At 36.2% G+C, this 21410-nt stretch carries 24 protein-coding genes; 18 read left to right on the top strand and 6 right to left on the bottom strand.

The window, feature by feature from the left end:
- Window positions 1-15: 15 nt before the first annotated feature.
- Together AN959_RS11935 and AN959_RS11930 are read right to left on the bottom strand one after the other, a co-directional pair.
- Window positions 16-660 (bottom strand): GntR family transcriptional regulator, encoded by a 645-nt coding sequence (locus AN959_RS11935; RefSeq protein ID WP_053591567.1) that lies wholly within the window; start codon window positions 658-660, stop codon window positions 16-18.
- Window positions 661-746: 86 nt separating this feature from the next.
- The gene (locus tag AN959_RS11930) at window positions 747-1373 is read right to left on the bottom strand and encodes a YfbR-like 5'-deoxynucleotidase (RefSeq protein WP_053591568.1); all 627 of its coding nucleotides are present in this window, start codon (window positions 1371-1373) and stop codon (window positions 747-749) included.
- 119 nt (window positions 1374-1492) lie between these two features.
- Here AN959_RS11930 and AN959_RS11925 point away from each other — a divergent pair, with 119 nt between their 5' ends.
- The 5 genes from AN959_RS11925 to AN959_RS11905 all read left to right on the top strand — a co-directional run bounded on the left by AN959_RS11925 (window position 1493) and on the right by AN959_RS11905 (window position 4500).
- Window positions 1493-1954 carry a hypothetical protein gene (locus AN959_RS11925; protein ID WP_053591569.1) on the top strand — a complete coding sequence of 154 codons (462 nt, stop codon included), beginning with the start codon at window positions 1493-1495 and terminating at the stop codon, window positions 1952-1954.
- A complete protein-coding gene (locus AN959_RS11920) occupies window positions 1944-2402 on the top strand; it encodes a DinB family protein (RefSeq protein WP_056831015.1) in 459 nt (152 codons plus the stop codon). The genes AN959_RS11925 and AN959_RS11920 overlap by 11 nt, the downstream gene beginning before the upstream one ends.
- Before the next feature lie 115 nt (window positions 2403-2517).
- Window positions 2518-3006 carry a TraR/DksA C4-type zinc finger protein gene (locus AN959_RS11915; RefSeq protein ID WP_056831013.1) on the top strand — a complete coding sequence of 163 codons (489 nt, stop codon included), beginning with the start codon at window positions 2518-2520 and terminating at the stop codon, window positions 3004-3006.
- 98 nt (window positions 3007-3104) lie between these two features.
- Window positions 3105-3494 (top strand): thiol-disulfide oxidoreductase DCC family protein, encoded by a 390-nt coding sequence (locus AN959_RS11910; RefSeq protein WP_056831011.1) that lies wholly within the window; start codon window positions 3105-3107, stop codon window positions 3492-3494.
- 25 nt (window positions 3495-3519) lie between these two features.
- On the top strand, window positions 3520-4500 hold the full coding sequence (locus AN959_RS11905; RefSeq protein ID WP_056831009.1) for an NAD(P)/FAD-dependent oxidoreductase: 981 nt from the start codon (window positions 3520-3522) through the stop codon (window positions 4498-4500).
- A 116-nt stretch (window positions 4501-4616) separates the two neighbouring features.
- On the opposite strand, the gene AN959_RS11900 is transcribed toward AN959_RS11905, so the two are convergent.
- Window positions 4617-4991 (bottom strand): nucleotide excision repair endonuclease, encoded by a 375-nt coding sequence (locus AN959_RS11900; RefSeq protein WP_053591574.1) that lies wholly within the window; start codon window positions 4989-4991, stop codon window positions 4617-4619.
- Window positions 4992-5135: 144 nt separating this feature from the next.
- Here AN959_RS11900 and AN959_RS11895 point away from each other — a divergent pair, with 144 nt between their 5' ends.
- From AN959_RS11895 to AN959_RS11865, 7 genes are all read left to right on the top strand, one after another.
- Window positions 5136-5636, top strand: a complete 501-nt coding sequence (locus tag AN959_RS11895) for a DinB family protein (protein WP_056831007.1) — start codon at window positions 5136-5138, stop codon at window positions 5634-5636.
- Between the two features lie 154 nt (window positions 5637-5790).
- A complete protein-coding gene (locus tag AN959_RS11890; protein WP_056831005.1) occupies window positions 5791-6741 on the top strand; it encodes a dipeptidase in 951 nt (316 codons plus the stop codon).
- Window positions 6742-6877: 136 nt separating this feature from the next.
- Window positions 6878-7348, top strand: coding sequence for a hypothetical protein (locus AN959_RS11885; RefSeq protein ID WP_053591577.1), 471 nt, complete (start codon window positions 6878-6880; stop codon window positions 7346-7348).
- A 12-nt stretch (window positions 7349-7360) separates the two neighbouring features.
- Window positions 7361-7738 carry a DUF3221 domain-containing protein gene (locus AN959_RS11880; protein WP_056831003.1) on the top strand — a complete coding sequence of 126 codons (378 nt, stop codon included), beginning with the start codon at window positions 7361-7363 and terminating at the stop codon, window positions 7736-7738.
- 117 nt (window positions 7739-7855) lie between these two features.
- Entirely contained in the window at window positions 7856-9037 is a 1182-nt protein-coding gene (locus AN959_RS11875; protein WP_056831001.1) for an MFS transporter, read from the top strand.
- Between the two features lie 198 nt (window positions 9038-9235).
- On the top strand, window positions 9236-10255 hold the full coding sequence (locus AN959_RS11870) for a hypothetical protein (RefSeq protein ID WP_056830998.1): 1020 nt from the start codon (window positions 9236-9238) through the stop codon (window positions 10253-10255).
- 86 nt (window positions 10256-10341) lie between these two features.
- Window positions 10342-10947 (top strand): alpha/beta hydrolase, encoded by a 606-nt coding sequence (locus AN959_RS11865; protein WP_056830996.1) that lies wholly within the window; start codon window positions 10342-10344, stop codon window positions 10945-10947.
- A 207-nt stretch (window positions 10948-11154) separates the two neighbouring features.
- Here AN959_RS11865 and AN959_RS11860 read toward each other — a convergent pair whose 3' ends face one another.
- On the bottom strand, window positions 11155-13278 hold the full coding sequence (locus AN959_RS11860; RefSeq protein WP_056830994.1) for an MMPL family transporter: 2124 nt from the start codon (window positions 13276-13278) through the stop codon (window positions 11155-11157).
- 105 nt (window positions 13279-13383) lie between these two features.
- Between AN959_RS11860 and AN959_RS11855 the strand changes: the two genes are divergently transcribed.
- Entirely contained in the window at window positions 13384-14016 is a 633-nt protein-coding gene (locus AN959_RS11855) for a pentapeptide repeat-containing protein (protein ID WP_056830991.1), read from the top strand.
- Between the two features lie 35 nt (window positions 14017-14051).
- Here AN959_RS11855 and AN959_RS11850 read toward each other — a convergent pair whose 3' ends face one another.
- Together AN959_RS11850 and AN959_RS11845 are read right to left on the bottom strand one after the other, a co-directional pair.
- On the bottom strand, window positions 14052-15050 hold the full coding sequence (locus AN959_RS11850) for an inorganic phosphate transporter (RefSeq protein ID WP_053591584.1): 999 nt from the start codon (window positions 15048-15050) through the stop codon (window positions 14052-14054).
- Window positions 15051-15062: 12 nt separating this feature from the next.
- The gene (locus AN959_RS11845) at window positions 15063-15683 is read right to left on the bottom strand and encodes a DUF47 domain-containing protein (RefSeq protein WP_053591585.1); all 621 of its coding nucleotides are present in this window, start codon (window positions 15681-15683) and stop codon (window positions 15063-15065) included.
- 312 nt (window positions 15684-15995) lie between these two features.
- Here AN959_RS11845 and AN959_RS11840 point away from each other — a divergent pair, with 312 nt between their 5' ends.
- From AN959_RS11840 to AN959_RS11820, 5 genes are all read left to right on the top strand, one after another.
- On the top strand, window positions 15996-16514 hold the full coding sequence (locus tag AN959_RS11840; RefSeq protein WP_371256545.1) for a hypothetical protein: 519 nt from the start codon (window positions 15996-15998) through the stop codon (window positions 16512-16514).
- Between the two features lie 11 nt (window positions 16515-16525).
- Window positions 16526-18079 (top strand): flotillin family protein, encoded by a 1554-nt coding sequence (locus AN959_RS11835; protein ID WP_371256544.1) that lies wholly within the window; start codon window positions 16526-16528, stop codon window positions 18077-18079.
- A gap of 440 nt (window positions 18080-18519) precedes the next feature.
- On the top strand, window positions 18520-19455 hold the full coding sequence (locus AN959_RS11830) for an HD domain-containing phosphohydrolase (RefSeq protein WP_056830990.1): 936 nt from the start codon (window positions 18520-18522) through the stop codon (window positions 19453-19455).
- Between the two features lie 16 nt (window positions 19456-19471).
- Window positions 19472-20848 (top strand): class II fumarate hydratase, encoded by a 1377-nt coding sequence (fumC, locus tag AN959_RS11825; RefSeq protein ID WP_056830988.1) that lies wholly within the window; start codon window positions 19472-19474, stop codon window positions 20846-20848.
- A gap of 68 nt (window positions 20849-20916) precedes the next feature.
- On the top strand, window positions 20917-21408 hold the full coding sequence (locus AN959_RS11820) for a PCYCGC motif-containing (lipo)protein (protein WP_056830986.1): 492 nt from the start codon (window positions 20917-20919) through the stop codon (window positions 21406-21408).
- Window positions 21409-21410 lie beyond the last annotated feature (2 nt).

Below are 21410 nucleotides of genomic sequence, written 5' to 3'. Positions count from 1 at the left end.
TGGGCTTGTTTTCTATTAAAATTCTTCTATAGTATAAATCCAATTTGCGCGCATAACTTCTGTTACTTTTTTTGTGTCCTTTTCTCTAAGAAAACGAATTATTTCAGCGTGTTGTTCTACGGAATACTCTCTAAGATTAATTTTTTCATAATAGAACAATCTTCGCACATGTGCTTGAAGCATTTCTATCATAGAAAGTATGTATGGATTATTGGCACTATCCACAATAATCTGGTGGAACTCTTCGTCTACTTTCAATGCAGTGGTAAATTCCTTTGTCCGAAGCGCATCCGCGAATTGCTTGTTCTTTTCTTCTAGTAATTCAAGTATGCTCTCATCCATATTAGGAATAGAGAGTTCGGCTGCAAGCGCTTGCAATACTGCTAATGGTGGTAAAAGATTATTAATGTCGTCTGTTTCTACTGCAGTTACTTGCGTAGCTCTTCCTGGTTGCATGGTGACAAAGCCTTGTGATTCTAAGAGCTGAAGTGATTCACGAATGGGAGTTCGACTAACTCCCAGTGCCTGTGCAAGCTCGATATCATTTAATTTTTCTTCTGGTTGTAATGTACCATCGATAATCCATTGCTGTAATTGATTAAAAGCATGAAGTTTTGCGGTAGTTCTTACAGGTTTTGTATGATTAACTGGTATCGGCATGTGACAACCCTCCTTCAAAAATCTTAATAGTTAACAAAATTATACACTATATTATACAGTATATCGCATTTATTGTTAAAAAAGTTTTATTCCATCAAAATTTTTAAGGTAAGAGCTCTCACATCAATTACAGATTCTTCCTCCATAATGTCTTGTAACATAACTTCTTTAAAGTAATTAACACTTTTTTCTAAAGGCATATGAACTATTTTTCTTAAAGCATTATCGTACATTTTTAAAAACTCAATATCCGTATTTCCGCGTTGTAATTCTGCAAAAGCTTCATACACTTGATCGAGTTTATCAGCAAGTTCAAGTAGTCTGCCTTCAATGGTTTCGTCTTTTCCTTCTTTCATTCGGTCGAAAAAAACAGGTTGGAATTCCTCTGGGATTTCATCTAAAATAAATTTCTCCATCATTTTTTCTTCTACATGAGAAAGCATCTGTTTAAGTTCTGGTGAAGCATGCTTTACTGGAGTTTTAATATCTCCGATAAAAATTTCAGCAAAGTCATGATTAATCGTTTTTTCATAAAGTGACTTCCAGTTAATAGTCGCTCCATTGTTCTCTTCGATTGTTGCAAAAAACATCGCGTATTGAGAAACCTTCCATGAATGTGCAGCAACATTATGATCCTCGAACTTAAAACGTCCTGGGGCACGTATAATTCTTTCTAAATCGTTCATGCTCATAAAAAACTTATGAATACCCATTCACAATCACTCCTTTTTATTATCATACTTGAAAATTCGAAAATATTGTAATGAAAGCATAATTGTAAGATAACCAAAAAATAAGGTACTATGAATGTAAAATGAAAGAAGGATTAACAATGACTGAAATTCAACCAGTGCTAAAGAAGCTACAATGGAAAGAAACAGGAAAAGCAGTGCTCATTTTAAATGCCCCATCTTCTTATAATGAGGTTTTAACTGCTTTTGAAGGAAGAGTAGATAAAAAAGTGGAAGAAGAAAATTATGGGTTTATTCAAGTGTTTGGAACTTCCAACGAAGAGATAGTTAACCTTTCTAAATCAGTTGTTGATTTTCTTGAAGAAGATGGTCTTTTATGGTTATGTTATCCTAAAAAATCTTCCAAAGTATATAAAGGCTCAGATTGTAGCAGAGATACTGTTGCACGAGTGCTTGCCGAAGAAGGTTTTGAACCCGTTCGAAATATTGCAATTGATGAAGATTGGTCAGCACTTAGGTTTCGTAAGGTAGAAAATATTAAAAAGATGGTACGTAAATTCGCACATACAGAAGTAGGAAAAGAGCGTACAAATGAGCAATGATGCTATAAAACAATTACAATTTATTTCAGAAACAATCTTAGAACTTTTTGAACTAGTGGATGAAGAAATACTGCATAAAAGTCCAGTCGTAAATAAAATGAGTGTATGGGAAGTTTGCATGCATCTCTCCCAAATACCAGGAGCAGATTTGCATATTCAAAAAGGCTATTCGGCACAGCAAATGACGGAGTATTATCAAACAAATATGTCTAAGAATATAGCAGAAGTAAAAAATCGATTTACAACTGGTATTCAAGAACTTCTAATCTATTATGAGAACATAGCTGAAGACGACTTAAAGGAAAGATTCACCACATATTGGGGAAGTGATTATAGTAAGGGTGAATGGTTTATTCAAATTATTAATCATTTGGTGCATCATCGAATGCAATTGTATCAATATTTGCTATTACTAAATCAAGAAGTACATATTGTTTTATTTCGTTGAAAAGTGGGAATCCTATTATTAAATAAACGCGAGCGCGAATATCTGCCGATAGGCGAGGCTTTGGGTTTTGGACAGATAATTGATTTTTTATCTGTTAATAAAAGGAGGAGTTCTTATGACGACGAAGTACGATAAATTAAAAGATACATTACTTGAGCGTTTAAACGAATTGGAACATAGTAGAGATAATAATGAGGAGTTTAATACAACGGAGTTATCTTTTTATGATAACCATCCTGCCGATAGTGCAACTGATTTAACGCTTCAACATACTCGTTTGGCAATGCAAAAGCATGAAGAGGATGAAATGCAAGATATAAAAGAAGCACTAGCTGCGATGGAAGAAGGAACATATGGTACTTGCACAGAATGCTCGAAAGAGATTCCGATGGAAAGATTAGAGGCTGTACCAACTGCTTTAACTTGCGTAGAACATGCAAGACAAGAGGTAAATGAGGATATTCGTCCAGTAGAAGAAGATATTCTGAATTCAACTACTGATCAACCGGTGGAGGATGAAGATCCACGAGTGCGAGATTATTCTAACAGCTTTGAAATATTAGAAGAAGTCGGATCATCGGATACTCCTCAAGATAAACAGTAAAACAAAGGATGTCCTGTAATTTAGGACGTCCTTTTATTATGCATATAATTCAACAAAAGTAACCCACTATAGTACACTGAGAGAAAGGAGGTTTTCATGTGACTGCTATTGTTTTATTTGATGGGGAGTGTAACTTTTGTGATGCAAGTGTTCAATTTATCATCGCAAGAGATCCCAAAGGATTTTTTCAGTTTGCTGCCTTGCAGAGTGATATAGGAAGGGAACTTAAAATAAAGCATCTTATTCCTGAAAAGCTGAATAGTGTTTTAGTAATTGAAGATAATACAGTATATGATTCCTCCGACGCTGCAATTTTTATATGTAAACATTTAAATGGACTATGGAAGGTTTTTTATGTTTTTAAGATTATTCCCAAGACATTTCGAGATACTCTGTATAAATTTGTTGCGAATAATCGGTATAAATGGTTTGGCAAAAAAGAAAGCTGTACAATTCCGTCTCCTGAAATGAGAAATCGATTTTTATGAGATAAAAATAGAGGTGCTTAGTACTATGAACAGTGAAATGTATGACGTTACTATTATTGGTGGAGGTCCGACAGGATTATTTGCTTCATTCTATGGAGGACTACGTGGTCTTAAGGTGAAAATAATCGATAGTTTACCGCAGCTTGGTGGACAGTTAATGGAGCTTTATCCTGACAAATATATATACGATATTGGAGGGCTTCCAAAAATTCTAGCTAGAGACTTAATAGCAAACTTGGAGGAACAGGCTGCTTATAGCAATCCAACAATTTGCCTAGAGGAAACGGCAACATCTCTTGAGAGATTCAACGATCATTTTAAATTAACGACGGATAAAGAGGTGCATTTTACCAGAACTATTTTACTTACTTCTGGCATCGGTTCGTTCCAACCTCGTAAATTAAATGTTCCAGGAGCTGCAGAATATGAAGGGAAAAATCTTCACTACAAAGTAAAGAACTTACAGGATTTTAAAGATTCTACTGTACTTGTATTAGGTGGCGGAGATTCTGCGTTGGATTGGTCCTTAATGCTTGAAGATGTAGCTGCGAGCGTAACTATTTGCCATCGCAGAGAGTTTACAGCTCATGAAATGACGGTTCAACAACTGAAGAATTCAAAGGTGCATATAAAGACACCTTTTGGAATTAAAGAATTAGTTGGAGATGGTAATTCCATTCAAGAGGTTGTAATCGTTGCAAAAGATAAATCTGAACAACGAATCCCGGTTGATCATGTCCTTGTCAATTATGGAAATGTAGCATCACTAGGTCCTTTGAAGAATTGGGGTCTCACGATGCAAAAAAATTCGGTAGTTGTGAATGAAAAAATGGAAACGAACATGGAAGGGATATATGCTGCAGGGGATGTTTGCACGCATGATGGGAAAGTAAAACTGATTGCAGTAGGATTTGGAGAAGTACCCATTGCGATTAGTCATATTAAAGCCTTTATTGACCCAAAATCACGTGTTCAACCTCCACATAGTACAAGTGTTTTTGAATAAGGTGATTTGTAGATTTCCAGTAAGCAAAAGAGTAAAGGTTTAAGTAACCAATCCGCTGCTAATGCAATTAAAGAAAATAAAAAACACCAAGAGCAATTATTCTCTTGGTGTTTATATTACTTGTAAAAGACTTTGTCGATATTGTATTTTGCTTTCAGTGTGTTGATAGCATATGTTTCGTATATTTCACGATCCATTGCTTCATCCACTACACATACGCTAATTTTGTAGACCTCGTCGCGATGTTTGATCATCGGAGAAACATTGTCTTCAAAATGTTTTTTAATACGCTGTCTAATTTTACGCGCTTTTCCTACGAATAATAGCTCATCGTTTTTGTTATAGAACATGAAGATGCCGCCTTTATCTCGAGGGATTTGGTGAAAGTCGATAAATCCATAAATGGATGGAATTTCTGGCTCTCCCTCTTTGCGCACTTGCTCACGTTGCGTAATAGTTACAGTTGGTTTTGGTAGTTCGATTTTAATCATTCACTCACGTCCTCTTATTGTCTGGCCTTTAGTCTACCATATTCTCTTAGTAATATCTATTCGGAACAAAAATGAATAATAGCAGGATTAAGCTTTAGAAGTATAGAAATAATAATTATAATTAAACATTGGAGGAATGTAGACATGATTAGAAAATTAGAAGACTTTTTAGCAAATTGGAAACATGAGAGTGATTCTACCCTCAAAATACTTGAAACATTAACAGATGACTCTTTAAAACAAAAAGTTTACGATGAGGGCAGAACACTGGGGCAACTTGCTTGGCATCTTGTTGTAACGATTGATGAGATGATTGGAAAAACGGGATTACAATTTACAGCTACACCGCATGACGCACCTAAACCCGAAGCTGCTAAGGAAATAGCCAAGGCATACAAAGATTCAAGTGACGCTATGGTCCGAGCTATAAAAGAACAATGGACAGATGAAACATTGTTGGAAGAAAAAGATATGTATGGTGAGGTATGGACGATTGCAAATATCCTACAAGTACTAACTTTTCATCAAACACACCATAGAGGTCAAATGACTGTGCTTATGCGTCAAGCAGGGCTCGTTATTCCTGGAATGTATGGTCCCTCTAAAGAAGAATGGTTGGCTTTTGCTGGAGAAGCACCGGAGTGAGAGTCTAAGTTTCACATGTAGCGTAACTAGTTACCTATATTAGATGGCTTGTTGACTCCGAAATCGGCAGTACTACATCGAACGGAGTTTGTTATTATAAAAGAAAACCGGTAACCCTGTGAAAGGAGTACCGGTTTTCTTTAGGAGGAAAATAATGAAAGTATACGACTTGCATTGTGACGTATTGTATAAATTGGCAAAAGCAGAAACTCCAATATCCTTTGCGAACTCTTCCTTACTTCAAGCAAATAAAGAAGCACTTGAAGTAGGACAGGTAGCACTTCAATTATTTGCTGTGTTTGTGTCAGAAGGCTTTCCTAAAGAAAAGCAATTTATGGAGGCAATTCGCCAAATAGAGTTTTTCTATACGGAAATTGTAGGAAAACATGATAATGTCGTAGCGATTAATAAGTGGGAGCAGCTAGAATCCCTAAAAGAGGGCCAAATCGGTGCTGTCCTTTCATTGGAAGGCCTCGATATGATTGATGGAAATCTTTTGAAATTAAAGTTATTATTATCACACGGAGTTAAATTGGTAGGCCTTACTTGGAATGGAGCAAATGAAGTTGCAGATGGAGCATCGGGAAATTCGGGAACTGGCTTAACCTCTTTTGGAGAAACAGTAGTGGATTTATTAAATGAAGAAAATATTATAATTGATGTTTCTCATTTGAGTGAAAAATCATTTTGGGATGTGTTGCCGAAAGCAAAATGGTTGATGGCGAGCCATTCAAATGCAAGAGCTATATGTGATACGCCAAGAAATTTAACAGATGATCAATTAAAAGCTTTGATTGCAAGAGAATCTCCCATTCATGTTGTGTATTATCCACAATTTATTAACACTTCCAACAAACCTGTAGAAATGGAACACCTGGTTGAGCATATTAATCATATTACTGAACTTGGAGGTAAACATCTGGTTGGATTGGGTTCTGATTTTGATGGAATTGGAGAATTTGTTGTAGGGCTGGAAGATGCATCGAAAACACAAAACTTAGTAAAATATTTATTAAAAAGCTATTCAGCGAATGAAGTAGAAGGATTTACTTCTCAAAATTTTGCGAGATTTTTGAAACGAATGGGTAAGGAGGAACAAATGTGAGTGGCTTACCAGATTGGTTTTTTGCTCTTGTCATTGCGGTCGTCATATGTTTTATTCTTTTAGCGGAATGGTGGACGCGTAGAGGATAAGGGATATGCTATACTAGGGTTGAAATTAGAAGAGAAAGAGGTTTCATATGCTAACATTTGAAGAAAAAGAAGTAATCATTCAGGAATTTCCGGAGTTAACTCGTAAGGAAGTATCCATGAAACGAGTGAATTACCATTACGAAGATAGTTTATATGATAAAACAACTGTTATTTATCACCTTCACCCAAATGGTAATGGATTTGTTTATGTAGGAGATCTTCCTCAATATACAGCTAAAGAAAAAGGACTTGTGAATATTCGTGAAGTTTCAGCAGATGAATTAAGACAAATGATCAAAGACTCTATTTCTTACTTAGCTACAGAGGAAGAAGAATTTCTCGAGGAAGAAGTAGAAGAAGAGTGGAAAAATAAAGAAAACTCTAAACTAACGTTGTTGCAAGAAGATACGCTATGGAATATCTATCATGGATACAACTTAGAGGATAGCTTTGGTTCGTATGAAGAAGCGACAACTTATCTATTAGAAGAAGGCTTTCGCAGAGTAGGGAAGAAGTAAGGAGGCGTTCCGATGAAAGGTAAATCTACGGTTATACTCCTAGTGGCTGTTCTCCTTTTTGCTATTGGAGCCGCCTTTTATTTTATAACGCAGTTTTTTGAAGATAATCCTACACAGCCTCAGCCAACTGGCTATATTACTGGAGTTATTATAGACATGAACGAGGATGGAGATATATTAGTCGTAAGTGACTTGTCCGTAGAACAGGCTATAACCCTTTCTGTTCAAGACGCGATTGAACAAGGTAAAGATGCAACCTGGTTTTCTTTAACGATGGATCAACGGAATAAACTAGAGAAATACGATGAAGTAAAGGTCGGGCATGATGCTTTAGCAGAGTCGTATCCAATGCAAGGTGTAGCCAAGACAATTGAGAAGTTAAATGAATAAAGATACAGTAATATAAAGCTACTTGCCCCTCGGTTAGTTTGGGCAAGTAGTTTTCTTGGTTACTATTAAAAGCATGTTGTTCTCTTACAACAATAATTATATGAAAGTTGGAAATAAATGACGAAGGATCAACGTAAGAAACTGTCTGTATTAATGATTAATATGTTTATAGCGGTTGCAAGTTTTGGTATTATTATTCCGATTCTACCTGCTTATTTAAAGTCCATTGGTCAAGGAGGAACGGCAGCAGGATTAATGATCGCCATATTTGCTGGAGCACAACTTGTAATGTCTCCAATCGCAGGAAAATGGGCAGACAAATATGGTAGGAGGATAATGATAATCGCTGGTTTAAGTGGTTTAGCATTATCTATGTTTGTTTTTTATCTTTCCGATTCCGTAAGTATCTTGTATGTGTCTCGTATTATCGGTGGTGTAGGAGCTGCGCTATTAATTCCGGCGATCTTCGCTTATGTAGCTGATATTACGACAATGGAACAACGTGCAAAAGGGAATAGTTTAATCTCAGCGTCGATGTCGCTTGGTATAGTAATCGGTCCTGGAATCGGAGGATTTTTAGCAGATTTCGGTTTAAAAATTCCACTTCTTATTTCTGCCATCGTTGGTGTTTTGGCAGTAATCTTTTCCATGTTCGTATTGAAAGAAAGTAAAGCGTTAGAAAATGTTGGCCCTCAAAATAAGCCGGAGCCTATGGTAAAAGAGATCGTACAGTCCTTTAAAAAGCCTTACTTTATCCCCCTTGTCATTACACTAGTGATGAGCTTTGGATTAATGGCGTATGAGTCGGTCCTTGGTCTATTTGTAGATAATGAATTTGGTGCCTCTCCTCAAGATATAGCTTGGATGGTGACCGCAACGGGAATTGTCAGTGTTATTGTTCAACTGTTCGCTGTAGATATAGTTGTACGTCGCTTTGGCGAAGCTAATGTATTAAAAATCTTTTTAGGTATCACAGCATTTGGATTTTTCCTTTCCATAGTAGCCTCGAGTTACACGTTTTTCTTTGTAATTACGATGATTATTTTCCTGTCTACTTCTATATTACGTCCGGTCCTTACAACATTGATATCCAAGCTAGCTGGTCAAGAACAGGGATTTGCAATGGGGATGAATAATGCATATATGAGTATAGGAAATGTATTAGGACCACTTCTTGCCGGATTATTGTATGATGTGCATATTATATATCCGTTTGTATTAGGGTTAGTTGTCCTAGTTATTACGATGATTGGATCGATCATGTGGAAGGGTACAAATAAGTTAATATTAGAAGATTAGCTATGAAAATTTAATCATAATTGCTACGCCTAGCCATAACTATCAATGGTTAGGCTTTTTATTTTGAACACTAACTAAGAACTTTGTGTCTGTCATAAATTTGTGCTTCTTTTTTGATTGAATTGATGAATTATACTAGTATTTTAAAAAAACAGAAAGTTATAATTAAAGAAAGAACGAAGAAAAGGAGAGATATTTATGGTGTACCGTAAAAACCGTAAGGCTCATTTAGCAATGGCCTTTCTTTTTTTAGTATTAACCTCCAATTTTCTTTTGTATCAAACGGGAGTTCAAGAATTTTTATCGTTACAGGTGACTAGTGGCGTAGCAATTGGCTCTTTAATTGATTTAGCAATCATTGCACCGCTTCTTTTTTATGCTGCTTTTAAAATTACGATTAAACAAACTATTGGTTTAATGGTTGCTGGTTTAGTAATTGCACGGATTTTTATTCCTTTTGAATTATTTGCACCTTTTGCTGGAATACTGTATACAGGAATTGCTATAGAAGCTTTACTCGTTCTAGCTGAACTAGGTCTTTTATTTCTAGTTATTTGGAAAGTGCCACAGATTCGAAAACAAATGAAGAAAATGAATGAAGACCCAATTTACAGCATGTTGCCTGCCATCGAAAAAGTAGTAACGAAGAATGTTTTTATCCAAATTTTCATGTCCGAAATTTTAATGATGTATTATGCATTTTTCACTTGGAAAAAGAAAGCGCCAAGCTATGCTAGCGTTGTGACAATGCATGAAAAGACGAGTGCTGTAGCCATTAATATAATGCTTATACACGCAATTCTTATTGAAACAATCGGACTGCACTGGTGGTTGCATGAAAAATCACTCATTCTGTCAATTGTTCTCCTACTTTTGAATATTTACTCAGTTACTTTTGTTCTCGCTGACATTCAAGTAACTAGACTACATCCAATGGAAATAAAGAGCGGGAAATTATATATTACTCAAGGATTTGCATCTCGAATAATTGTTCCACTTTCTAACATTAAAGAAGTGGAATGGGGAGGATCACCACCAAGCAAGAATACCGTGAAATTTATGTATAAAGATTTTGAGGAAGTAGACCCACAAGCGATTGTCTACCTTCACGAAGCTGTTCAAGCTACGATGTTTTTGGGAATGAAAAAGAGTGTAACAGAGTTTGCTATACGAGTGGATGAACCGGAAAAGTTGAAGCATCTGTTGCAAGACATTTAACTGTGAAAACATCCTTTTGTTTGACCTATATAATGAATCAAGTTATAATTATCTCAAATTCAAGATAAATAAAAGGAGTTTTATACATGAAGCATGTTTTTTATAAAGGTGAAGATTCTACTAGACCAACATTATTGCTTTTACACGGTACAGGTGGGAATGAGCATGACTTAGTAGGCTTGGGGAAAGAAGTAGACGGTGAAGCAAATATATTAAGTGTTCGCGGTAACGTATTAGAAAACGGGATGCCACGTTTCTTTAAACGTCTGGCTGAAGGTGTTTTTGATCTGGAGGACTTGAAGCTCCGTACAGAAGAATTGAAAAACTTTATCGATGAAGCAGCAGAGAATTATGAGTTTGATCGTAATAATGTAGTCGCTATTGGTTATTCCAACGGGGCAAACATAGCGGGAAATCTTTTATTTGAATATGAGAATGTCTTAAAAGGAGCCATTCTACATCATCCAATGGTTCCAAGACGTGGTGTAGAATTACCTCCACTTACAGGTGCCCCAATTTTTATTGGAGCAGGAAAAAATGATTTCATGTGTCCTGCTACTGAATCTGAGGAATTACGTGATTTGTTACAAAATGCAGGAGCAGAAGTAGAACTATATTGGCATTCCTATGGTCATCAATTAACGCAAGATGAAGTGCAAGCAGCAAAAAACTGGTACCAAACTAAATTCTAACAATCGGATGGTTGAGTCGAATAATCGAGTGGCTTCGTAATTTAATCGAATGGCTATCCCGAATAATCGAGTGGCTTCGTAATTTAATCGAATGGCTATCCCAAATAATCGAGTGGTTCCACAAGATATTTGGACGAAAAACGGAGTTAAATAATCGAATCCATGTAAAAAAGGCAAGCAGAAAATCTCATCTGCTTGCCTTTTTTGTTAATGCCACTTACTTGCTTTATATGGACCTTTACTAAAAGGCATCCACCAATTCCATTTTCCAAATAACTTCATTAAGCTTGGTACTAATAGCAAACGAATAATGGAAGCATCTATGGCAACTGCAATGGCAATTCCAACTCCAATTTGTTTAACTGGCATCACATCGGTAAATGCAAATGCACCAGTGATGACAATCATAATAAGTGCAGCCGATGTAATAATTTTACTTGTAGAGGTAAGCCCATCAATCGTAGCTGCAGTGTTATCGAGATTCTTTGCATACTCCTCTTGAATACGAGAAATTAAGAACACTTCATAGTCCATGCTCAACCCAAACACTAAACTAAATACAATGACTGGTATTATTAGTGCAATCGTTGTTTCCTCTATGCCGAAGTGACCATATTGGAAAATGTATACTAAGATCCCGAAAGTAGAAGAGAGTCCGATCACATTCATTATGATTGCTTTCAACGGTATTAATATAGAACGGAATGCAATCATTAGAATAACAAAGGTTGAACCTAGGATTATTGCCAGTAATAACCCTACTTTATCGAATATTTCATCAAATATTTCTTGATTGAATTTTGGGTGTCCACCAAGCATGATGTCCACGCCTACATCTTTTTCAGACCATTCACGAGCCCAATCCTGTGCCTCTGTAGACGATCCGTTTAAGTTAAGAGTGACTGGCATAAGTAATTTATCATCTTGTATAAACGATTCCGTCAAAGGGGTTAGCTGAGCTTTTATTTCAGGAACTTGCATACTCTGTTCCCATTGCTCTACAGTAGCGATTTCACTAGCTGTAAAAATGGTATTAACAGAATCTACATCTTTATCCGCTAACAACTGGTCTTCTAAGTTTTTTATTTCCTCTAAACCTTTTGTATTGTCCCAACCATCTTTTCGTTCGGCAATTATATAGATAGTTGATTGATCACCTAATCCAAACTCATCATCCATCAATTCATATGCTTTACGAGAATCGTACGAAATAGGGAGAGAATCAACCTGTGGAATAGCGAGTTCCATATCTTTTACAGGAATAATACCAATTCCTAAAACAATAAGTGCTACAACAATTAACGTAACTGGTCTCTTCATAACAAATGCAGCAAAATTACGCCATCTCGTAGATGCACCTGGTTTTACTCGTAGAATTGTCCACTTATTTATATGTCCTTTTAGTAAAAGTAAAATGGATGGCAATAAAGTGATAGATGCAAGAACAGCCATGAACACCACAAGCATCCCGCCAAGTGCAATGTTTTGGAAAATATCCACTTTCATCACAAGCATGGCCCCTAATCCAATAAATACGCAGACAGCAGAGAAAATAATTGAACGACCAGCAGTTTGAATAGCAGTGGAAACTGCATTTTGTACAGATTGCTTCAGCAATTCCTCCTTGTATCGATTAATAAGTAATAGAGCGAAGTCGATACTTAACGCTAGCCCAAGCATTGGTATGATATTCATAACAAATATGGACAAGTCCATCGTACTACTGAATAATGTCATTAATCCGAAGGTAGAAACAACCGTAATTACTCCAACAAGAAGAGGTATTACCGCAGCTACTACACCACCAAATGCTAATAAAAGAACAATGATAGCAATTGGTAAACCAATTGTTTCTGCATTTACTAAGTCTTTTTGACTAGCGCTATTAATATCTTCATTAATCGCAGCGCCGCCAGTTAATGTAACGCCCTTTTCAACATCAATTGTTTCACGTAACTTATCTACTACCCCATTAGTATCACTATTAAAATGAAGCATAGCATAAGCCACATGGTCCTTATAAAGAGCAGGATCATCCAAAGGGGATTGAATTGATTCGGCAATATCTAAATCCTCAATATTAGCTAACGTTTTTTCGATTGTTGCATCCGAGGTGTTATCAAACACGACAAATAATGTTTCAGCAGGTAAGTCGAATGTCTCCGTTAGTTCTTCCATAACTTTCTGATGTTCACCATCTGTGTTAAAGCCATCGCCTTCCAATAAACCCGGTAAACGAATAGCCAAAAACCCCAACCCAATAAACAGAATTAACCAAGCAATAAGAATTGCTTTGTAATAACGGATGACTATATTAGATAAAAAACGCATAAATTTCCCCCTAACAAAATATCTAACCCCATTGTACTGTAAAGAAGAGAAAACATACTAATATAATGTTAATATAATAGGAACAATGAAAGGGAGGTTTAGTAAATGAAAATTACTCCACCGAAACTATCTAGCTCGTTAGAAGAACTGGACATCCAAAGTGCACTTCAGGAAGATAATTATGTCTCAAGCGGTATCGTTACAGAATTAAATTTCGAAGAGGAACAAGAGGATAAAATTATATTCGATCAAATCCATTTTCAAAACATTTCGATGGAAGGAGTTCGGTTTCATCAAGTAGAATTTATCGATTGTTTATTTGATAAATGTGATTTGTCCAATGTAGACTTTGGGGACGCGGTATTTCATCGTGTAGAAATTCGAGGCTCCAAGTTAATTGGTGCAAATATCTCACAGAGCAGACTAACAGAAGTAAAAATAGAGGACTCTGTTGCAAATTATGTAAGTTTGAGTTTTTCTAAACTAAAGAAAGTAGCCTTTAAACAAGTCACGTTAAATAGAGCAGATTTCATAGAGGTTGCTTTTGATAAAGTAAAGATTGAGAAATGCGAACTAAACGACGCTAACTTCACGGAAACTTCCATGAAGGACATTGATTTAAGTTCCAATACATATGAGCAATTAACTGTTTCCATTGAGAAGCTTAGAGATTGTAAAGTGTCTACTGAACAAGCAATTGGTTTTGCAAAGTCACTAGGATTAAAAATAATAGAATAAAGAAAACCCCTTGTCCTAAGACGAGGGGTTTTCTATTAAAAGAATAAGTTTAGTACTTGGTAGATAAGTCCTGCAACTATCGCAGAGATTGGAAGTGTAATAATCCATGTTAAAACGATTTTTTTAGCTACTCCCCATTTTACACCTTTCACACGTTGTGCAGCTCCAACTCCCATAATAGCAGAAGAAATTACATGTGTTGTAGATACTGGTAAATGAATGGTTGTAGCACCAAATATAATCATAGCAGATGATAAGTCAGCTGCGGCACCGTTGATCGGACGTATCTTCATAATTTTACCGCCAACTGTTTTAATGATTTTATAACCACCAATGGATGTACCTAGACCCATTGCTAATGCAGCAGAAATACGTACCCACATCTGAATATCATCCGTAGTTTGTAATTCTGCAGCAATTAATGCCATCGTAATAATCCCCATTGCTTTTTGCGCATCATTAGTTCCGTGTGTAAAAGATTGAAGTGCAGCTGTACCAATTTGGAATATACGGAATCCTTTGTTTGTCCCATAGAGGCTTCCTTTTTTAAAGATGACTTTAAACAAAGACATCATAAGAAATCCGACTGCAAGTGCAAGGAATGGGGAAAGGATTAGTGCTTGAATTATTTTAATGAACCCTGCCCAATTTAAAATGGCAAAGCCGGCAGCAGAAACTGCAGCTCCTGCGATAGATCCAATCAGCGCATGTGAAGAACTGGATGGAATTCCAAAATACCATGTAACCAAGTTCCAAATAATAGCTGAAAGAAGTGCAGCTAATATAATGAGGGAGCCGTTTTGCAGTGCAAAAGGATCCACAATATCTTTTGTAATTGTTTTGGCAACACCTGTAAAAGTGAGGGCACCAACAAAGTTCATAATTGCAGCCATCATAACAGCTACTCTTGGTTTTAAAGCTCTTGTTGAAACGGATGTTGCAATTGCATTAGCAGTATCATGAAATCCATTGATAAAGTCAAAGGCTAAAGCAAAAAATACTACTAGAATCGTAAGAATGAAAATAGTTTCCATTTTAAAGCACTCCTACGCATTTCGCATGATAATTGCTTCAATCGTAGTTGCTACGTTTTGACAATAATCCGCGACTTCTTCTAATTTTTCATATATATCTTTAAATTGTATAATTCGAACTGGATCTTTTTCTTTTAGGAATAATTGTTTAATCGACGAACGAAGTACATCGTCACACTTACGTTCATAATCTTTTATAAGAATAGCATGTTCATGCATTTGAAGTAACTTCTTATTTGCAAGAAGCTCCATAGCTTTTACAATTTCATCCGTACTTTTAACGATATAACCTAAAAACGTACGCATAGAATCATCGATTTCAATGAGCGAGAACATTTCTAGATTAGCAGTGAAATCGTCAATTCCGTCTAAAATATCATCCATTCTAACAGCTAATGACAAAATATCTTCGCGTTCAATAGGAGTCATGAAGGATTTGTTAAGCATCACGATTAAATCGTGTATTAGTTTGTCCCCTGCAGTCTCATAATTTTTTACATGCACACTGATTTCTTTTAAATCAGCAACAGTGTTGATACGGAAGTCGTCAGCGTAATGAGCTGCTTCTTGGACGTTCTGAGCTACCTTAAGTAAAGATGTAAAAAATGGATCTTGTTTTTTTGAACTAATCATAAAAGCCTCCTGGACTTTAGAATTTTTTTTGTCGATTAATCTCAAATATCATAACAAAAAAATTACAAAATCTACACACTTTTTACTTAAAAACTGTGAAATTTACAATGCTGTAACATTGTTCCCTAAAATAAGGGTGATAAAACATATTGAAAACGTTTACATATTTGAATTTACAGTAAATATTGATATTTTCAGAGGAAAAAATTTGTCGATTTAAGCAAAAAGATAGAAAAAACTATTTTTGAAAAAAAGTAAAAATATGAAACTTTCAGAAAGTGTTTCCGTATATATAAGTAGTTGGAAAAAGGGGTGATAAAAATCGAGCAAATCTTTTTATACGGTTTAATCATTGTTGGTCTTGTAACGATTTTATATGTTTTGTTTGCGGATGCGATTGACGGTCTAGATGCCGGGATTTTTAATCCTACTGTTATTTTATCTTTTGTTTTATTTGTATGTGCTTCAGGCTTTATATTATTTAAAATTACAGACTGGAGTAATACGATTATTATCGTTGCTGCACTAATCATTTCTAGTATTTTGTCCTTTTTAATGTATTACTTTATTTTAGTTCCGTTGGCTTCATCAGAAGTATCAACAGCTTATACGGATGAATCACTTCAAGGACAGGTTGGAAAAGTAATTGTTCCTATTCCAAAGGACGGTTTTGGCGAAATTGTTATTGAGACAGTTAATGGATTGATATCCAAAAGGGCAACTGAGTATGACAATGAAGAGATTGACTACGGTAAACAAGTATTAATCATTGATGTAGATGCGGGTACTTTTTTAGTGAAAGAATATGAGCCATTAAAATATAAGGGGTAGGGGGAAATGAAATGTTGGATATGGGACTTTTAATAGTAATTGGGGCTGTTGTATTTGTGATAGTTGTTATCCTAGCAGTTTACATTACAAAATACCGAACAGTTGGACCGGATGAAGCGCTAATCGTAACGGGGAGTTATTTAGGGTCGAAAAATGTACATACAGACGACTCTGGCAATCGCATTAAAATTATTCGTGGTGGAGGTACTTTTGTATTTCCAGTATTTCAACAAGGCCAACCACTAAGCTTATTGTCAAGTAAATTAGAGGTTACAACACCTGAAGTGTACACGGAACAAGGAGTTCCAGTTATGGCAGATGGAACAGCTATTATTAAAATAGGTGGTTCGATTTCGGAAATTGCAACAGCGGCGGAGCAATTTTTAGGGAAATCAAAAGAAGATCGAGAAAACGAAGCGAAGGAAGTATTGGAAGGTCACTTACGTTCTATATTAGGATCGATGACAGTTGAAGAAATTTATAAGAATCGTGACAAGTTTTCGCAGGAAGTACAACGTGTTGCTTCGCAAGATTTGGCTAAGATGGGTCTTATAATTGTTTCATTTACAATTAAGGATGTTCGAGATAAGAACGGATACCTAGACTCTCTAGGTAAACCAAGAATTGCACAGGTGAAAAGAGATGCAGATATTGCTACTGCAGAGGCTGAAAAAGAAACACGTATTAAACGTGCGGAAGCTTCAAAAGATGCACAACGTGCTGAGTTAGAGCGAGCTACAGAAATTGCGGAAGCGGAAAAAGAGAACCAACTGAAAGTAGCAGAGTACCGCCGTGAACAAGATATTGCTAAAGCACGTGCGGACCAAGCGTATGAGTTGGAAACTGCAAGATCGAAGCAAGAAGTAACAGAGCAAGAAATGCAAATTCAAATCATAGAACGTCAAAAGCAAATTGAATTGGAAGAGAAAGAGATACTTCGTCGTGAGAAACAATATGATTCGGAAGTGAAGAAAAAAGCGGATGCCGATCGTTATGCTATTGAACAAAATGCAGCCGCAGCTAAGTCTCGAGAGATAGCGGAAGCAGATGCGGAAAAATACAGAATTGAAGCGAAAGCAAAGGCTGAGGCAGAAAAAGTTCGATTAGATGGTGTTGCTAAAGCAGATTCTCAAAGAGCACAAGGAGAATCTGAAGCAGATATTATTCGTCTAAAAGGTCTTGCCGAAGCGGAAGCAAAACGTAAAATTGCAGAAGCGTTTGAAATGTATGGGCAAGCTGCAGTTCTAGACATGATTGTACGGATGTTGCCTGAGTACGCAAAGGAAATTGCAAGCCCGCTCTCAAATATTGACAAGATTACAGTGGTCGATACAGGCAGTGGTGAAGGTGGAGGTGCAAACAAAGTTACTTCTTATGCAACCAATTTAATGTCCACTCTTCAGGAAACATTGAAGGCTTCCTCCGGAATTGATGTAAAAGAAATGCTTGAAAATTACGCAGGAAAAGGAAATATTCGTCCGAGCATTGAGCAGCTTACTCATGCTGTAACTGCTAAAAGTGAATCACAGTCGGTAGAAGATTTAGAAGAAGCACTAGTCAAATAAAAAGATGCAGACCGTTCGCTTTAATAGTGAGACGGTCTTTTTTTGTAAAGAAAAGCTCTGTGAAGACGGCCAAGGAGAGACTAATCCGGCGGAGGCTCACGCGAGCTTGCGGTAACCGCACACTCAAAGCTGTATGATACTTCCTATATATTAGGGATGCCTCACCAGACACAATCTGCCCAAAACTCTCCGTAACGATTTCGAGTTATGTCATTAAAGGGATCGAGTAGCTTTTTTCTATATACGCTTCTTTCATAAATGTTAGTGTAAAAGCTTTTGCTAATTGTTATAATAAATATAAATATTTCGTCAAATTCCAACAAAATAAGACTCCCTTAAAAATAGGCAGAATAATCAGATTTATATTTTGTGCATGAGTAGTTAAAGATATAATGGAAGAAAAAATAGTTTAAAATGCTGTCAGAACGCATGGAGGCCAAATGATACTTACTAAAGAGCAGATCCTGGATATCAAAACTAAATATTCTTTATCTAAAGTCGTGACAGATAAGACTATCACTACGTATATCGGAAGCGCTAATAACATTTCTTATTCTTTATATACTTTGCTACCGAACAGCACTTCTTGGATTAATTTTTATTCAAAAGAATATAACAATTATGTAGAGCGCTATACCATTGTTGATGGAGAGTTAGAAGTTAAACGTAAAGGTGAAAAGGTTATTTTACAAGCAGGAGACGTCATCAATGCTAGTATGGAACCGTCCGTTGTAACCTGTTATGCACAGAAAGAAGTAGAGATATTATTGGAAATGACAACTCCTTTTTTTGAGAGAGATTTTACAGAACGAGAAATTTTGCACCGCGATGCGAGAAGGATACAAGAAGTAGATGGATATACATATCATCATTGTGCAAGAATAAGAGATTATTCCATTGAACTATGGAAGCGTATAAAACCTGGTGAAAGTATTAAGGTCATAAGTACAGGATCGTATTTTCATGACATAGGAAAGCTAGCAGTTCCAATTGAAATATTAAATAAGTCTGGGAAGCTTACAGATGATGAATGGAAAATCATTAAAATGCATACAACGTTAGGTGCAGAAATGATGAGAAATCATGAAATTGAACGATTACGTCAAGCCGCTTTTATTGTAGAGGAGCATCATGAAAGGTATGATGGAAAGGGATATCCCTTTGGGTTAATCGGCGAAGAAATTTCCTTAGAAGCTTCCATTGTTGCGGTAGTTGACGCTTTTGATGCAATGACGACAAATCGTGTATACAGAGGTGCTATGACATTCGAAGAAGCGATAAAAGAAATTAAAAATGGTAGAGGCACCCAATTTAACCCATTAGTAGTAGATGAATTTCTAAAAATGTTAAAAGAAAAGAATTATGAATGGAATTAAAAAGGAGAGAAGAAAAATGACTTATCGTATTGAGCATGACTCTATGGGAGAGATAAAAGTTCCGCAAGAAAGTCTTTGGGGAGCACAAACACAAAGATCGAAAGAAAACTTTAAAATCGGTACAGAAAAAATGCCGATTGGTGTTGTACACGGCCTTGCCCTATTAAAAAAATCTGCAGCAATTGTTAGTCATTCTCTTGGGAATTTATCTGAAGCCAAAAAAGATGCCATTTCCGTAGCTGCCGATGAAATTCTTGCTGGCAAACTAGATCATCACTTTCCATTAGTTGTTTGGCAAACTGGTAGTGGTACACAATCTAATATGAATGTAAATGAAGTAATAGCTCATCGAGGTAATCAAATCCTTGAAGAAAAAGGTAGCGAAGAGCGTCTTCATCCAAACGATGATGTTAATAAATCTCAGAGCTCTAACGATACGTTTCCAACAGCACTTCATATTGCAGGAGTTCTAGCAGTTGAAAAACAACTTTTGCCTGCTATTGAGGTCTTAAAAGAAACACTTGGGAAAAAATCAGAACAATTCATGGATATCGTGAAAATTGGTCGTACTCATTTACAAGATGCAACTCCGCTTTCTCTTGGACAAGAGTTTAGTGGTTGGCACAGAATGTTAGAGAAATCAGCAAAAATGATTACCCAGGCAGTTCATGACATGAAGGAACTTGCAATCGGTGGTACTGCTGTAGGAACAGGGCTAAATGCACCAAAGGGATTTGGTGATTTAGTTGCTTCGGAAATATCTAAAGAACTAGGTATTGAATTCACTTCGGCTAAAAACAAATTCCATTCCTTAACTAGCTATGATGATGTTGTATATGTACACGGAGCAGTTAAAGCACTTGCTGCTGACTTGATGAAAATTGCAAATGACATTCGCTTGCTTGCAAGTGGTCCACGCTCCGGAATTGGAGAGATTACTATTCCAGAAAATGAACCAGGAAGCTCTATTATGCCTGGAAAAGTAAACCCAACACAAAGTGAAGCGATGACAATGGTTGTTGCTCAAGTGATGGGGAATGACACGACAATTTCTTTTGCAGCTAGCCAAGGGAATTATCAATTGAATGTATTTAAGCCAGTAATTATTCACAATTTCCTTCAGTCTACTCGTTTACTAAGTGATGCAATCATTAGCTTTAACAACAATTGTGCTGTGGGAATCGAACCAAACCTGGAAACAATTAAACATCATGTGAACAATTCATTAATGCTTGTAACTGCTTTAAATCCTTATATTGGATATGAAAATGCAGCGAAAATAGCAAAGCATGCACATAAAAATGGAACGACATTAAAAGAAGCTGCAATTGAATTAGATTTATTGACTTCTGAAAAGTTCGATGAAATTGTACGTCCTGAAAAAATGATTTAACCAAAAATCATTGGTGTATGCAAATCTTCTTAAGGTGAAATTTGAATATAAAGAGGTTATCTATCAGAATGAAAAAGATATTGTTTATACTACTAAGTTCTATATTAGTGCTTTCTGCGTGTGGTCAGAAAGAGACGGAAGTAGGCCATGAAGAACATGCCGAGCATATTGCTCATTCAGAAAATGGCGATATACAAGAAACAACTGCATCAGCTGAAATTTTACCAACATTTTTAGACAGTCAATCTGAGGATATGAAGCTTGTGTACCAAGCAGCGGCAAAAGCAAATGATATCCTAAAATGGATGCCTTGCTATTGTGGATGTGGTGACAGTGCTGGTCACATGAGTAACTTTAACTGCTTTGTACAGGAGATTAAAGAAAATGGCGAAGTAGTATGGGATGACCATGGTACACGTTGTGCAGCATGTTTAGAAATTGCTGTTATGTCGATTAATATGACACAAGAGGGTAAGTCACTTGTAGAAATTCGAAATGCAATCGATGAAGCATATAAAGAAGGCTATGCAACTCCAACAGATACACCGATGCCATCATAAAA

The organism is Psychrobacillus sp. FJAT-21963, assembly GCF_001420585.1.
GTDB lineage: Bacteria > Bacillota > Bacilli > Bacillales_A > Planococcaceae > Psychrobacillus.
The sequence above is the reverse complement of the archived record's forward strand: the minus strand, read 5'-3'. Positions and strand labels throughout refer to the sequence as shown.

Bases quoted from the DNA above. Each gene is read 5' to 3' on its own strand.
- AN959_RS11935 (WP_053591567.1), bottom strand. From the start codon at position 660: ATGCCGATACCAGTTAATCATACAAAACCTGTAAGAACTACCGCAAAA.
- AN959_RS11930 (WP_053591568.1), bottom strand. From the start codon at position 1,373: ATGGGTATTCATAAGTTTTTTATGAGCATGAACGATTTAGAAAGAATT.
- AN959_RS11925 (WP_053591569.1), top strand. From the start codon at position 1,493: ATGACTGAAATTCAACCAGTGCTAAAGAAGCTACAATGGAAAGAAACA.
- AN959_RS11920 (WP_056831015.1), top strand. From the start codon at position 1,944: ATGAGCAATGATGCTATAAAACAATTACAATTTATTTCAGAAACAATC.
- AN959_RS11915 (WP_056831013.1), top strand. From the start codon at position 2,518: ATGACGACGAAGTACGATAAATTAAAAGATACATTACTTGAGCGTTTA.
- AN959_RS11905 (WP_056831009.1), top strand. From the start codon at position 3,520: ATGAACAGTGAAATGTATGACGTTACTATTATTGGTGGAGGTCCGACA.
- AN959_RS11900 (WP_053591574.1), bottom strand. From the start codon at position 4,991: ATGATTAAAATCGAACTACCAAAACCAACTGTAACTATTACGCAACGT.
- AN959_RS11895 (WP_056831007.1), top strand. From the start codon at position 5,136: ATGATTAGAAAATTAGAAGACTTTTTAGCAAATTGGAAACATGAGAGT.
- AN959_RS11890 (WP_056831005.1), top strand. From the start codon at position 5,791: ATGAAAGTATACGACTTGCATTGTGACGTATTGTATAAATTGGCAAAA.
- AN959_RS11885 (WP_053591577.1), top strand. From the start codon at position 6,878: ATGCTAACATTTGAAGAAAAAGAAGTAATCATTCAGGAATTTCCGGAG.
- AN959_RS11880 (WP_056831003.1), top strand. From the start codon at position 7,361: ATGAAAGGTAAATCTACGGTTATACTCCTAGTGGCTGTTCTCCTTTTT.
- AN959_RS11875 (WP_056831001.1), top strand. From the start codon at position 7,856: ATGACGAAGGATCAACGTAAGAAACTGTCTGTATTAATGATTAATATG.
- AN959_RS11870 (WP_056830998.1), top strand. From the start codon at position 9,236: ATGGTGTACCGTAAAAACCGTAAGGCTCATTTAGCAATGGCCTTTCTT.
- AN959_RS11865 (WP_056830996.1), top strand. From the start codon at position 10,342: ATGAAGCATGTTTTTTATAAAGGTGAAGATTCTACTAGACCAACATTA.
- AN959_RS11860 (WP_056830994.1), bottom strand. From the start codon at position 13,278: ATGCGTTTTTTATCTAATATAGTCATCCGTTATTACAAAGCAATTCTT.
- AN959_RS11855 (WP_056830991.1), top strand. From the start codon at position 13,384: ATGAAAATTACTCCACCGAAACTATCTAGCTCGTTAGAAGAACTGGAC.
- AN959_RS11850 (WP_053591584.1), bottom strand. From the start codon at position 15,050: ATGGAAACTATTTTCATTCTTACGATTCTAGTAGTATTTTTTGCTTTA.
- AN959_RS11845 (WP_053591585.1), bottom strand. From the start codon at position 15,683: ATGATTAGTTCAAAAAAACAAGATCCATTTTTTACATCTTTACTTAAG.
- AN959_RS11835 (WP_371256544.1), top strand. From the start codon at position 16,526: ATGTTGGATATGGGACTTTTAATAGTAATTGGGGCTGTTGTATTTGTG.
- AN959_RS11830 (WP_056830990.1), top strand. From the start codon at position 18,520: ATGATACTTACTAAAGAGCAGATCCTGGATATCAAAACTAAATATTCT.
- fumC (WP_056830988.1), top strand. From the start codon at position 19,472: ATGACTTATCGTATTGAGCATGACTCTATGGGAGAGATAAAAGTTCCG.
- AN959_RS11820 (WP_056830986.1), top strand. From the start codon at position 20,917: ATGAAAAAGATATTGTTTATACTACTAAGTTCTATATTAGTGCTTTCT.